Genomic DNA, 13,796 nt, shown 5'->3' on the forward strand with positions numbered 1-13,796 from the left:
AGTGCAATTATCAACAGCCCCCGGCATTGCTCATGTGAGACCAAGAACCTGGTTTTTACCACAAATTTCCCAAATTCTGACTTGCCTCATCAAGCATCAAAATTTTAGATGGTATCAGTTTATAAAAATTCTCAACAAGCTTAGACGTCAAGCAGTGATAAAAATTAACTACAAAGTATTCCAGTGGCCGGGAAGAAAATGTTTTAGCAAACAATGAAAAAGTAATACGTAATCAAATAGGTGAGATTAGACATTGTAATTTCTGAAGGCAACAATGGAGTATGAAAATTACCTTACTGTATGGTATAATATTGTTCCACAATGATTTTTTTGTTGACTAATATGCCAAGATTCAAAACATATGCTGAACGAATGAAGCACCGACAGGCAAAGCTCATCCCATCATCAATGTGGCATGACAATGAATTATTTTATGAATTTCTAGATGATACTGTGCTTTCCCTCATGAAAATCAAGAGCACAGATTTGATTTTTCATTTAAACCAGTCCGCTCCAAAGCTAAATAACCAATGGTTGAAAAAACAAGCATGGTTATCCATTGCATTAAGTCATCCTGATTTGGATTTATTAGCACTTCAACAAATTGCATCAATACTTAAGCTAAGCGAATACCAGTTATTTTCTTTATTAATTATTCTAGGAAATACTCCTCTTTTGGATGAGTTTGTAACACAACATAAAAAGAAAGACATTCTGGGAATGATTTCAGAAAATGGATGTTATGTTTATAGAAAAGCAGCTGAAAACGGTCATATTGAAGTATTAAAGTACCTGGAAGATAAAGCCCCTACACTGGCCCTGGAAATGATGAAAGCAGTGGATTTCTCTGCTTACAGGGACGCTTCTCGAAACAATCATCTGGAAGTCCTAAAACACTTTGAAGCGAAAGCACCTGACTTGATTCCCGCAATGATTAAAGCACAAAACTTTTATGTCTACAGAGTTGCGGCTGCCAATGGGAATATGGAGAGATTAAAGTATTTGGAAACAAAAGCACCTGACCTGGTTCTTGAAATGATGAAAGCCGATACTTTTTGTGCTTATCGTAAAGCCTTTGAAAATAGCCATCTTGAAATATGCAAATGGATACTCTCCAAAAGCAGTGCTTGCTTCGCTCATGCTGAAATGCACATGCACGAATATGGCGAGCTCATTATTAAACCGTTCATTGATCAAAGACTTACCGCTCTTCATCTTGATGCACTGAATATTTCTGCCAATAGTGTTTTTGATATCAACGATCCAGAGCAAACAAAAATTTGTTTTTATATTTTAAGAAATCTAATTCGCCGTAATGACCGAACACTAGATGATGAGATACGTTTTTTACTGAATATTCCGTCATTAAAGGCATTAGCACATTGTGAAGTCACACCAGGACAACCTAATGAATTGGTGCGACTTGCCTTAACAACTGGCAATCAAGAAGCCGCTTCCATTCTTTTAAATATTCCTCGAGTTAGCGCACTTGCAGAACAAAACAATTTTTATCGCTCAGAAACAAACGGACAATTAAATTTGGCACAGCTTGCGACTGATCGTGAATCGTCCATGACAGCACTGACTAAAGGAGAACAAAAACGCCTTGATGATGCCATTCGACGCTATAGACCAACACTAAAAGAAAAAGGCGTCAAAAATCTCATAGTCGCCTTACGTGAACAATTAAGACAACGTTATGATAAAGATCCTGCATCGATAATCAGTGAAAAAGGATTGAAAATTACCCTTCCTATGGATTTTGCTGAATTACAAAAACTTAATCTCGGCAAAAATGATTATCAAAAAGCCTTAACAACCTATTACCAACATAAGAGTCATACGGCCTGGCGTTACCTTGCAAAGCCTAATCCGTGGATGAATCCTGAAACATCCTATGTACATATCAATGAGGAAACCGGTGAACAATGGTCTACCTTTGAAGAATATCAACCCCTAATCGCCCTGTTTTGGTTAGCCGCCATTGATGAGACTATGCCACCTACTGAGGGGCATACCATGGAAACTCGATTAGAACATTTTGTTGATGAACTTGCGTTGATTGGACGTGCTCATAATTGGGATAACACCCGAATTAATAATAAAGGGAAAGAAGAAGAATATGATGATTTGACAGGAGACAGACCTTCGTGCTTCTCTGGAGTAAAACGTAGGCTATTCCAATCCGTCCTGGGACATCCTCTCATTTCCATCTTAACAGAAGATAAGGTCTTAGAAGAAATAAGAGATTTTGCCCGTAACCATTTCCGAGGGCAAATCACCTTGGAGAATCGAGCATCATTTAAAGAAGCATTTGATGATTATATCATCAATATTAATGACATAACTGATAGTAACAAACGGCTTCTGGAATCACTTAATATCTCTCCAGAAAAACTACAAAAATTCGAAAGTTATTTGTCCACGAAATATGGGGCTCAATATACTGACGATCACCATTTTCGTATGCTTGTTCGCAATAAATTGAACTTGTCTCGCCAAGAAAATGACCTTTTAAGCCATTGCCATGCTCTGGCTCTTGATGGTATTGCAGGACTCTATCAAATACTTAATGAAACTGAAACGCTTGATGAAATCAATCAAAAATCAACTCAAGTCAGTCCATTGAGTTTTTTTAAATCTACGCCGCCTATTGATAAGCGCTCAGAATGTCAAACCCAATATACTGAAAGGTTAGGTTAAGGGTTATGTTACTTAATTAATTAGAAATTCAATACTTCGAGCAAAAGGAGTTCTAAAAATAAGATTTCTACTAATTGAACGCTGTCCGGATTATTTTATCATCACATCTTGCTTGCGATATCTAAAATCATGTAAGCACCAGCCGTAGACAATGATTTATGTAATAATCGACAGTTAAATCCCTTAAAAAAAGCGGTGAGTCCATGATTTTTATAGATTTGCGAACCAGTTTCTCTTATTGTTTGCCTCGATCGAGTACTACCAGCCTGTTGCTGACTCTTTATCACATCCAGTGGTGTCGTTGCAAACGTAACAGGAGCTGATGCGACAGTTGCCCACAGAATCGTTGATAGGAAACTGTGTTTCTCCCGTTTGGTCCTAATTGCATTGTAAGTCATGAATAAATAGAACCAGCTAGGAAATGCTTTCCCCATTGTGGCAACACTACCAGTAAAAAAGCCGGGTAATCCACGTTGATGGTAAATAGTTTGCAATGCTTGAGTAGGCTTCATAGGCTTATCCTGACTAGCCATAGCTTTCATCTGTACGGTTTTAACATTCTCAACAGGACTAACTACTATGGTATCTAGAGCACTTGCCATTGTTGCCTTGATGATGCTTCCAGTCACCATGGAAAACTGTAGTTTATCAACTTCTTTAGGCATATGAGTAATCAATAGTGGTCTGTATACCACTTTGCTTTGTTGTCGAAGAATGCAAGAAAAAAAACCTGTAGAAAAATGACTTAAACTCCCACCAACGAATTGTTTTATGACAGAAAAAGCATTTTGGGGGAGATTCGTTTGAATTGCTACCTTAAGTCGTTCCGCTGGATGTCCTACTAAAGTTGTTAATGCTGTGTAACTCACACTAAAGGCATAGGCATCCCAAATCGTCTTTTTATCATGTTTTTCTTTACCCATAAGACCCATCTTCCAACAAAATGAGCAAATGATACCATACTGACTTTTTAAATACATTACAGGGCTTTGAGCATATCTGAGAGTCAACAAAACCTAAGTCGATCCAATCTTGTGATCTACATTAATTTAGATATCAGTTTCCTTCCACAAATGTAAGAGTAATTACAAATTGCTTCTTATAAGATATCTTAGGTGTAAATAGTTACAATTCCTGTTTATTTAATTCTTTAATTCAAATATCATCCAAAGCTTGGGGGATAAATTTCAATACGGAATTTTTTGCAACCAGGAAAAAGTTCAAGATTATCTGAATGTTAAGTGAGGTGATTATGCCTTGCTTCAATGAGAAATTTTATAGCTAAGGAGAGTTTGATGTACCGCTTTCGAACTTTGATCATAAGTGCGCTAATCTATTTTTTTGTCAATTCATATGCTTACGCCCAACTACCTGACAATTATCAGGATTTATCAGCTCAACACAAGCAGGATTTATTATGGGATGAAATTACTAAAAGCCATGATATCGATCCTTTACCTCAAGTGGCTGGGAACAGTCTTAACGAAGTGCTCGAAAAATTAAAGGGATTGTTTAACCTAAGCCCTACTTTTGATCATACTGGCGATGAGTTACCAGATGGGCGAGTAAAAATTATTCATGCTAATGGTTCAGTAGGCAAGATTGCATTTATTCCCGTACCCAATCATCCGTTCACTGGTATTTACCAAAAAGGTGGCATCGGTTTGGCTCGCCTCTCTTTGGCCACCCCCCCTGCTGATGATAATTACATACCAGGGATGGCTATTAAAATTTTAATATCTCAACATGCTTCCGTAAATTTGCAAGTAATGAATTTGCTTGAGGGACAGAAAGAAAATTGGAATTATTTTGCAAAAGATTTCTCCAATCAAATACCACACCCGACAAGCTGGACGTTAAAAGCAATTGAGAAAATCTTTGAATGGACCCGTGCCCCAGCCAATGATCTTCCTTTGTGGCATTTAGCAGCGTGGACAAGCGAAGGTCAATATGAAGGTATTCCAGTATTTCCTGAGCGAGTATTTTTCAGGCCCAGCAGTTTAGTAAAAGATGTCATTCCTGAAGATTCCCGCGAAGACTTCAGAACATCGCTTTTACAAATACCAATGGGACCTATTTATGAGGTATATGGAGAATATCGAGGAGTGGAATATCATATAGGAACATTGGTATTGGAAAGCACTTTGCTGGCTTCAAATTACGGAGACAAAAATTTATTTTTTCAACATCAACGATAAAATGAACAGTGCAATCAATTATCGTAGAACCAATCATTGGATTACTGCCTTGTAATCCAATGATCAATTAGTAATACCTCTACCACTTTTATTTCTTATGATACAAAACATAGGAAGAACATATAATCGCTATAAATGCCGTGAAAACTACAGGAATAGTAGCCAACACATAATTTTCATTAGTTACTTGGAATAGAAAAGCAATTAAAGGAATCAATAGCATGCCAATTAATTTCTGACTTGTTAACACCATTCCAAGCGATAAACCAATTATGATTGGATCAACCCTCTGTTTTAGTATGGTAAAAGAAAGTACTAAAGAGGACGTTAAGAAACCCATTACAAAATAGAAGTAAACTTTAAGATGAACATCGCTCACCAGAAAATGGCAGGTGAAAAAGATCATAAATAAAGCAAAAGCGCTCACAGTCATTATACCTGCCAACTCTTTGATTCTCTGTGCAATTAACCCATAAAATAATGATCCAACAATATAACCAAATAAAGTATAACCATTATCAATAATGGCTTGCATTTTGGTCAGGAAAAAATGGTGTTGTAAATAATCTATGCGCCATAAATTCGCTAACAAGGCAATGTTGGTATATAAACAACCGTTATAAAGCGCAATCATTAATATCACTTTGCTTTGTGCAGCCTTTTTGAAATTTCCCCATATGACATTTAAAGATAAATGTTCTTTTTTTACAGGATCATTAAGAAAATAAATGACAATCAACATAAACAGGATAGATATCATTCCATTGACTAACAAAACATTAGCATATTTGAAATATTCAGATAGCCAATCAAATAACATAGAAATAAAGAAAAAGCCTAATATAGACATAATGGCCGTGAAACTAACCGCCAATTTATACTCATTTTCATTAAGCCAAATATTAGCCATATAGATTGCAGACAAACAGGCGCAACTGGCAGAAATTCCCTGAAAAAACATCCCTGTCAAATATAAATAATACAGTTGCCAAATATCAGCTATGCTGAGAAGAAAAAACCCTATTGCAAATAAAAACAAAGCGAATGAAAGCACTTTACGACTATTAAAATGATCGAAAATAATTCCATTAGGAATTTGCATTATAACGTAAGGAGTCAAAAAACTCATGGAGACAAAAGCAAACTCCAATTCATTAAGAATAAAATGGTTTATGAGATAATCTTGATTGATACTAGGTAAAACTTGTATTCCAGATTGATAAAAATAAAAGAAGGCCGGCAAAAACCAATTGAGCCATCGTCTGATATAACTCACATTATGTTTATCCATAACCGAACTCATCCTTGTTAACTGTTCATTAGGAGCAGTGTAATACAATATAGTGCTTTGATTCTATTAGATGAGTTATAAATATCAATTCTAGCTGGGATTAATCAAAGCGATTGAGCGCTGATTCCTGAAAATTTAGCTATATTACATACAATTGATTCAAAGGACATATCCAAATTATTTTTCTAACTAGTGAATGGCTTTAATTTTAAAAGCAATGGTATAGACTTGATCGAATTTATTTCTAAATAAATGAATCAATAACTTAGGTTTCTAATTATGAAAAATCAATTTAATATCATCATTGATTGTACTCAAAACCAACCGGTCGCTGATACTCTATATAAAAATCTAAAAAAATTTAATGAATCCGTAATTGGTCCATTTGAAACAAAGCCATTTTGTATTTACGCAACAAATGATAGTAAGGAGATTATTGGAGGAATTACTGGTGATGTATTTGGCGATTTATGCAGAGTATTTACTGTATGGGTTCACGAAAATTATCGCAGAATCAAACTAGGTTCAGACCTATTTCAGCGACTGGATGAATTGGCAAAGAACAACCATTGTAAAATTATTCAGCTTGATACCGCTGAATTTCAAGCAAAAGGGTTTTATGAAAAAGCAGGCTATTCTGTCGTGGCAACCTTGCCAAATAATTTCATGGGATATACAAGCTATATACTTAGAAAAGAATTATCATAATCACAAAAACAAAAGAGAGCGCTTGGCACATCAGCCTCGCTTACGTCTGTAATCTTTAAGGAACTTTTAGTTGTTAAAGAGTACATTATATTAAAACACGACAAGAGTTATCAATTTAATATTATGAAGCACAATCAAACAATTAAAAATCGTGGCTCTCTCAGTAATCCTGAAGGTAGATTTGAAACCATTACCCATGAAAATTTTGATGATGGATGGGATAAAGAGGAAGATATATTACCTCCATTGGAAACATCTCTCTTGCCAGAGACCGCAAAAACAGTCATTAGTCACAATGACTCTCCTGACTTAGGTTTCGAGCAATCGATTAATCCATACCGTGGATGTGAACATGGCTGTGTTTATTGTTATGCAAGACCTAGCCATTCTTATGTCAATTTATCTCCAGGCATTGATTTTGAAACTAAAATTTTTTACAAGGTAGACGCTGCCAGGATTTTAGAAAAAGAACTCAACAAACCTCGATATCGATGTAAACCTATTGTTTTAGGTGCTAATACCGATCCTTACCAGCCTGCAGAAGCAAAGCTCAAAATAACCAGATCTCTTTTAGAGGTATTGAATGATTACCAACATCCAGCCATTATTATTACTAAAAATGCGCTTATTGAACGTGATCTCGATATATTAATTTCCATGGCTCAGAGCAATCTGATTAAAGTAGCGGTCAGTGTGACTACGCTGTCATCTCAATTAAAGCGAATTATGGAGCCACGCACATCAATCCCTTCAGCCAGATTGAAAGTAATAAACCGTTTATCAGCGAATAATATCCCTGTGCGTGTAATGGTTGCCCCTATTATTCCCATGATCAATGATGTGGAAATGGAAAAAATATTACTGGCCGCGAGTCAAGCTGGAGCTTCTCATGCGAGCTATGTGTTAATAAGGTTACCTTATGAGGTCAAAGATTTGTTTAAAGAATGGCTTATAACACATTTTCCTCATCGAGCTGAACATATTATGAGCCTTATCCGTCAGATGCGGGGAGGAAAAGAATACGACGCCCAATTTGGTACCCGTATGCGCGGTGAAGGAGAATATGCCAACTTACTGACAACAAGATTTCGATTGGCTTGCAAACGCTTTAATTTAAATAGTAATCCTTCTCCTGAGTTGGATTTAACGAAATTTAGGAAAAAAGAGAATTCAAACTGCAAACAGTTAAGTCTATTGGATGAAATGATCTAACTATCTTGGGACTTACGCAAAATCCCAATCTCTTTGTTAAAAATATTTTTTGCTTCGATCTTGGAATTTTGTGTAAGTCCTATGTCTTAAACAGTAAGCTGGCAAAAGGGAGCCATAACCGATGAGTGCTATAAATGTCCAGGAAGCTGCGTTGATACTGAAAACACTTATTAAGTGGAGAGCGTTTGTAATAAACCATCCTGTAATAACACATTTTTTCCCGAAGCAGCAGGGATTCGTTCGCCAGTTAAAATAATACCAGCAAGGTTTAATGGATCAGCGGCAGAAAGAATAATTTTATGTGACTCCAATGCTATTTTCTTCGTAGTGCGTAAGGAGTCTACAGCATACTGGAGGGCAAATTGCTCGCCTATAAACCCTTGTATAAAGCGACCACCTCTGATTTCTCCGCGATCCTCCAACCTTCGGAAAGCGTTTAACAATTCCCGCCAACTTGGGATGTTCTTTTCCCTGACCAATAATTCACGAAAACAGACTCCATATCGCTTAAGAAGAGTCCAGCACATCGCCTCCAATTTGTGATCTGGATCAACTGACCTTTTTTTGCATTTTAACAATGACCAGCGGCCCATCACTGAAGGATAATGCCCTCTTTTGCGCAAGCGACGGCGAGGATCGATTAAAGAACGTAAATTATCAAAACTATCTGCAGTGATAAGACCTGCTGCAACAAGTTCCCATAATCCTGTCTCAACTTCTGCTCTAAGGTAACCAATTTCCTCAACAATATCGATAAAAAAAGAAGCCCCTTTTTCTTGTAAATAGCTATAAATTGCTTTCGCCACATGACTTAGTGGCAGTAAGTTTTTTGTACTCGAATTTGAAGTTTCTGCCATCCAATCGGATTCTTCACGCACAAAAAAAGTGATTGGCACAACACTTGTAGGTTGAATGCGTTTATATTGTGAAGAGCCCACAATATTGTTCTCTTGTTGTTCTAATGCTGGATGAGAAGATAGCCGCCCCCATCCTATCACGCCTGTGAGACATAATCGATCCAGGAGTTCTTTATTGTAATTATTTACCCGTTTCGCAAAAATTTGTTTTTCCCAAGCATTAGCAGGAATTTCATAACCCTGTAGTTGTTTGATGATCTCCAGTAAACCACGCTCTCCATTTAATTGAGTTTCAGGCGTAAGATGTTGCCAGGACGATAACCAATGGATAAATTGCCCGGCGGTGACAGGCTCTATTTCCTTACGGAGTTTTTGCAATGTGAGCTGATGAATTCTTGCTAATAAACGTCTTTCACACCATTCCATTTTGGCATGTACATTAGTTCTAAATTGCCCTCTTAAAATAAGGCCGCTGGCCTCCAGTTTCAGGAAAACTTGTTCTACTTCAAGATGAGGCAAATCTAAAGCTGAGGCTAACTCATGCGATTCAACAGGGCCCAAATGATGTACCCATCCACGAATCATTACTAATAAGGCATCGTCTCGATCAATTTTTTGATAAGGAATATCAATCATCGAGGTGTAGATCACAGCATCGGGATAAATGATCTGAAACAATTCCTTCTTTTCCGTTGACAGCCAGAATTGTTTATCGCCTTTTACAGATCGTCCTGCTCTGCCATTAGAAAGCAATTCCTCAAAAAACGTCTGCCAAATTGGATATGGCTTTTGGCTTGTTGATAAATGGATATCCAGAGGAAAAGCAATCAGTGTCTGCAACATATCATGTAATTCATCGGCACTTCGGATATCCGGCCAAGCTTGTTGTTGTACTTCTGCAATCGCTTCTTGATCCAGACTTCCAACTTTATTAAGAACAGACTCTGGTAAAACACGGCGCATTTCAACAGCACGAGCTCTTCTTTCTTCGAGCGGAGCATCATCAAGAAAAGCATAAGGATTCGCATTGAGAATTTCATGCGAAAATACTGAGGGGACAGGCGTATCGATTGCAATACACTTCACAAAACCATTTTCAATTGACTTTAATAGATCAATTAATCCTTCTATATCCAACGCTTCAGTCAAAGCATCCTTCATGGTTTCAATGATCAGTGGATGGTCAGGCAGTTCGATGTCGCGTCCACCCAAATTATCCTGACAGGCTGCTGCATCAGGAAAAACAGCAGCTAAAAGATCATCCGATCGCATACGCAAAATATTCGCTGGTATTTTTTTACCATTGCGAAATCGTATTAATGCCAGTGCCCTACCAGCGTCCCAACGCCAGCGAGTAGTAAAAAGAGGCGATTGTAAAACGGCCTGTGTCAATACATCAGTGATGGTATTTGAGTGCAAAAAATGAAACACATCCTTCAAAGGAAAACTATGCTGTTCAGCCAGGGAAATATTAATACCATCATCGGTTGCAGCAGCTTGCAATTCAAAATTGAATGATCGACAAAAACGTTTTCTTAAGGCGAGTCCCCAAGCCTTATTAATTCGAGCTCCAAAAGTAGAATGAATAATAAGCTGCATCCCGCCCGCTTCATCAAAGAAACGCTCAGCAATAATCGTACTTTGTGTCGGGACAGCACCTAATACCGCCCTTCCTTGAACAATATAGTCAATCAATTGTTCTGCCCCAGCATCATTTAAACAACAATATTTTTTTAGCCAATGTATTGCTGCGTTAACTGCAGGTTGATTCTGGCGATCGTTGTTAATTACAATATCCGCAGGCAATTGATCACTTATTTTTTGTCGTAAAAATGCCACCTGAAGAGACAGTTCATTCGTTCTTCCCGGAGCTTCTCCACGCCAGAAAGGCACTGAAGGGGGCGCGCCATGTGCGTCTTCAACGATGATTCGTCCTTTTGCACTTTCAATGCGCAAGATTTTCCATGAAGTATTTCCAAGTAAAATGATATCGCCGCGATTGCTTTCCACAGCAAAATCCTCATCCAAGGTACCAATCATAACCTCATTTGGTTCAACATAAACAGTAAAAAGCCCATTATCAGGTATAGCCCCTCCGTTTGTGATCGCAGTAAGACGACTACCTCTACGTGCTTTTAGCAAACCATTCACTCGATCTCGAAAAAGATAAGTGCCATAACGCCCTCTGGTTCCAGCTATTCCTTCGCTCAACATATCCAGAACTGAATCAAATGTTTTCTGTGATAAATTTCGATAAGGGAAGGCATTTCTAACCAGAGCCAGTAATTCCTTTTCATCCCAATCTTCGGTGGCACAAGACGCTACAATTTGCTGGGAGAGAATGTCTATAGGTTCTTTAGGGATAATTAATTGATCTAAATCTCCCTCATGGATAGCGTAAACCAAAGCAGCACATTCCAGTAAATCACCACAAGTGGTAGGAAAAATTCGTCCTTTTGAAATAGCTCCATGCCAATGACCTGCGCGACCGATTCGTTGTAAAGCAACAGAGATGGAACGTGTTGAGCCAATTAAACAAACCAGATCAATATCACCGATATCAATCCCTAATTCTAATGAGGCTGTAGCTACCAATACCTGCAACTCACCCTTTTTTAACTTTGTTTCTACTTCTAATCGGATCTTGCGTGATAAGCTGCCATGATGTGCTGCTACTTGCTCCTTTCCAAGGCGTTCGGCCAAATGATGTGATATTCTCTCTGCCAACCGTCTGGTATTGACGAATATTAAAGTGGAGCGGTTTTGCTGAGCCAATACCGTGAGGCGATCATAAATTTCGTCCCATAACTCATTCGAAGCAACGGAACTTAGTGTATATGACGGCACTTCAATGGCTAGATCTAAATGGCGAACATGGCCGATGTTAATTATTTCTGGCAGCGGACGGTTAGCACCGGCAAGAAAGTTCGCTACCAATTCCAGTGGTTTTTGAGTGGCTGATAATCCAACTCTTACTGGTGGCGTTTGAGTGAGTGCCTGAAACCGCTCTAATGACAAACTTAAATGAGCACCACGTTTGTTGTCAGCAAGAGCATGAATTTCATCAACAATCACGGTTTTTACCTCGCTAATCATTGATCGGCTTTTTTCAGCAGTAAGTAATAAATAAAATGATTCCGGTGTAGTCACCAAAATATGTGGAGGCTTTTTCAGCATGGCTTGCCTTGCATTGGCAAGAGTATCTCCTGTCCGTACTGCAACCTGAATTTCATCCATATGGAATCCACGTTTCTGTGCCAGTTCTTGGATGGCTTGTAGGGGATCTAGTAAATTTTTTTGAATATCATTGGTTAATGCTTTTAAGGGAGAAATGTATAATACCTGGGTCTTGGGAGGAAGGTTACCAGCTAAGGATTGTCGTATCAGATCATCAATACAAACAAGAAACGCAGCAAACGTCTTACCTGATCCCGTAGGTGCAGAAATCAAAGTCGTTTTGCCGGCAAGAATTTTTGGCCACCCTTGTTTTTGTGGTTCCGTTGGTGAAGCAAATTGATTGATAAACCAATCTCGCACAAGTGGGTGAGCCCAATCCAGGTTATTTGATTGAGTGAACTTCATAGATACATTATACATCAAAAGGCATAAAGGCGTGTGTCTATTAGTTTCATTGAATAACCGGACAGCACTCTAACCTTCATGTTTGTCCATTGCAGTCCCTTTTAGAGCTGTTCATCTAGTCAGATAAAAATCAGAAGAGCTTAAGAAAACTTTCTCCGAAGTTTAATTTATCCCAGTTAATAAAGCGGGATAAAAATGACCTAACTACGACGCTGAAGGCAGCAAGTCCGTATTAGGTATAACCCCCTTCATATGGGTATCGGCCATGCTGTAAGGAGATAAACTTGGTTTGCAGTGCCAGGGAACAATTTCATACCTTATCTCCAAAAGCAGTTTTAAGGTTGCAAATCAACAATTTTTAACCTAAACACCTTGACTTATCTAAACCAGAACTTCATTCTGCACATAACTCGGTGTACTTACACCGTTAACCGATAGGAGGGTATCATTAAGGATGATCTTAAAGACGTTATTCTTTTGGTTTCAAAAAGAATAGGCTTTTGACTAATCAAAAATAGATTAGTAATCCATAAAACACACCATAAAACACAAACTAATAATTTTTATTTTTCACTTTGGCCTTATAGTGGAGTATTTTTATGTCGCTCTCTTCAGTAAAAAAAGTCTATAACATTTATTCTTCTTTTTATGACATTTTATTTGGTTCTATTTTTCATCAAGGTCGATATTTATGCGCAGACAAGGTTAATAAAAATTCCAAGCAGAATGCTTCCGTTTTGGAGCTTGGAGTTGGCACTGGCTTATCTTTACCCTTTTATCGTTCCGATTTAAAAATAACTGGAATTGATATCTCAGAGAAAATGTTAAAAAAAGCTGAACAGCGGATTACTGAAAAAAAATTAACAACCAATATAGAATTAAAAATTATGGATGCTGCTCATTTGGAGTTCCCTGATAATCATTTTGATTTTATTGTTGCTATGTATGTTGCCTCCGTTGTGCCGGACATTGATGCGTTTCTACAGGAAATCTCCCGTGTTTGTAAACCAACAGGTGAAATAATATTTGTGAATCATTTTGCTTCTGAAAAACCTGTACTGCGTTTCCTTGAAAAAAAACTGTCACATATTGATAATTTTGTGGGTTTTAATTCCAATTTTTCAATTCATTCCATTTTAAATTATAAGCAATTTGAGTTATTGGAATCCCAAAAAGTTAATCTTTTCGGTTATTGGAAATTATTACACTGCAAGATGCAGGAAAATCATGCTTGATAATACGGAT

At 37.6% G+C, this 13,796-nt stretch carries 8 protein-coding genes; 5 read left to right on the forward strand and 3 right to left on the reverse strand.

Going from position 1 to position 13,796, the window contains the following annotated elements:
- Window positions 1-342 precede the first annotated feature (342 nt).
- Window positions 343-2,703 (forward strand): hypothetical protein, encoded by a 2,361-nt coding sequence (locus tag ACZ5EK_RS10915; protein WP_464429580.1) that lies wholly within the window; start codon window positions 343-345, stop codon window positions 2,701-2,703.
- 101 nt (window positions 2,704-2,804) lie between these two features.
- Here ACZ5EK_RS10915 and ACZ5EK_RS10920 read toward each other — a convergent pair whose 3' ends face one another.
- Window positions 2,805-3,626: an MC/SLC25 family protein gene (locus tag ACZ5EK_RS10920; RefSeq protein ID WP_464429582.1), complete on the reverse strand. Its 822-nt coding sequence runs from the start codon at window positions 3,624-3,626 to the stop codon at window positions 2,805-2,807.
- Between the two features lie 372 nt (window positions 3,627-3,998).
- On the opposite strand from ACZ5EK_RS10920, the gene ACZ5EK_RS10925 reads away from it, so the two are divergent.
- On the forward strand, window positions 3,999-4,901 hold the full coding sequence (locus ACZ5EK_RS10925; RefSeq protein ID WP_464429584.1) for a hypothetical protein: 903 nt from the start codon (window positions 3,999-4,001) through the stop codon (window positions 4,899-4,901).
- A gap of 88 nt (window positions 4,902-4,989) precedes the next feature.
- On the opposite strand, the gene ACZ5EK_RS10930 is transcribed toward ACZ5EK_RS10925, so the two are convergent.
- Window positions 4,990-6,192, reverse strand: coding sequence for an MFS transporter (locus tag ACZ5EK_RS10930; protein WP_464429585.1), 1,203 nt, complete (start codon window positions 6,190-6,192; stop codon window positions 4,990-4,992).
- 279 nt (window positions 6,193-6,471) lie between these two features.
- Between ACZ5EK_RS10930 and ACZ5EK_RS10935 the strand changes: the two genes are divergently transcribed.
- Together ACZ5EK_RS10935 and ACZ5EK_RS10940 are read left to right on the forward strand one after the other, a co-directional pair.
- Window positions 6,472-6,900, forward strand: a complete 429-nt coding sequence (locus tag ACZ5EK_RS10935) for a GNAT family N-acetyltransferase (RefSeq protein WP_464429587.1) — start codon at window positions 6,472-6,474, stop codon at window positions 6,898-6,900.
- Between the two features lie 123 nt (window positions 6,901-7,023).
- Entirely contained in the window at window positions 7,024-8,112 is a 1,089-nt protein-coding gene (locus tag ACZ5EK_RS10940) for a PA0069 family radical SAM protein (RefSeq protein WP_464429589.1), read from the forward strand.
- Window positions 8,113-8,282: 170 nt separating this feature from the next.
- On the opposite strand, the gene ACZ5EK_RS10945 is transcribed toward ACZ5EK_RS10940, so the two are convergent.
- The gene (locus ACZ5EK_RS10945) at window positions 8,283-12,551 is read right to left on the reverse strand and encodes a DEAD/DEAH box helicase (RefSeq protein ID WP_464429591.1); all 4,269 of its coding nucleotides are present in this window, start codon (window positions 12,549-12,551) and stop codon (window positions 8,283-8,285) included.
- 599 nt (window positions 12,552-13,150) lie between these two features.
- Here ACZ5EK_RS10945 and pmtA point away from each other — a divergent pair.
- The gene (gene pmtA / locus ACZ5EK_RS10950; protein WP_464429592.1) at window positions 13,151-13,786 is read left to right on the forward strand and encodes a phospholipid N-methyltransferase PmtA; all 636 of its coding nucleotides are present in this window, start codon (window positions 13,151-13,153) and stop codon (window positions 13,784-13,786) included.
- Window positions 13,787-13,796: the final 10 nt, after the last annotated feature.

It is taken from the genome of Legionella sp. JM-2024 (genome assembly GCF_055389095.1).

What these genes read in the sequence shown, in the direction of transcription:
- ACZ5EK_RS10915 (WP_464429580.1), top strand. Translation starts at nt 343, where the DNA reads ATGCCAAGATTCAAAACATATGCTGAACGAATGAAGCACCGACAGGCA.
- ACZ5EK_RS10920 (WP_464429582.1), bottom strand. Translation starts at nt 3,626, where the DNA reads ATGGGTAAAGAAAAACATGATAAAAAGACGATTTGGGATGCCTATGCC.
- ACZ5EK_RS10925 (WP_464429584.1), top strand. Translation starts at nt 3,999, where the DNA reads ATGTACCGCTTTCGAACTTTGATCATAAGTGCGCTAATCTATTTTTTT.
- ACZ5EK_RS10930 (WP_464429585.1), bottom strand. Translation starts at nt 6,192, where the DNA reads ATGGATAAACATAATGTGAGTTATATCAGACGATGGCTCAATTGGTTT.
- ACZ5EK_RS10935 (WP_464429587.1), top strand. Translation starts at nt 6,472, where the DNA reads ATGAAAAATCAATTTAATATCATCATTGATTGTACTCAAAACCAACCG.
- ACZ5EK_RS10940 (WP_464429589.1), top strand. Translation starts at nt 7,024, where the DNA reads ATGAAGCACAATCAAACAATTAAAAATCGTGGCTCTCTCAGTAATCCT.
- ACZ5EK_RS10945 (WP_464429591.1), bottom strand. Translation starts at nt 12,551, where the DNA reads ATGAAGTTCACTCAATCAAATAACCTGGATTGGGCTCACCCACTTGTG.
- pmtA (WP_464429592.1), top strand. Translation starts at nt 13,151, where the DNA reads ATGTCGCTCTCTTCAGTAAAAAAAGTCTATAACATTTATTCTTCTTTT.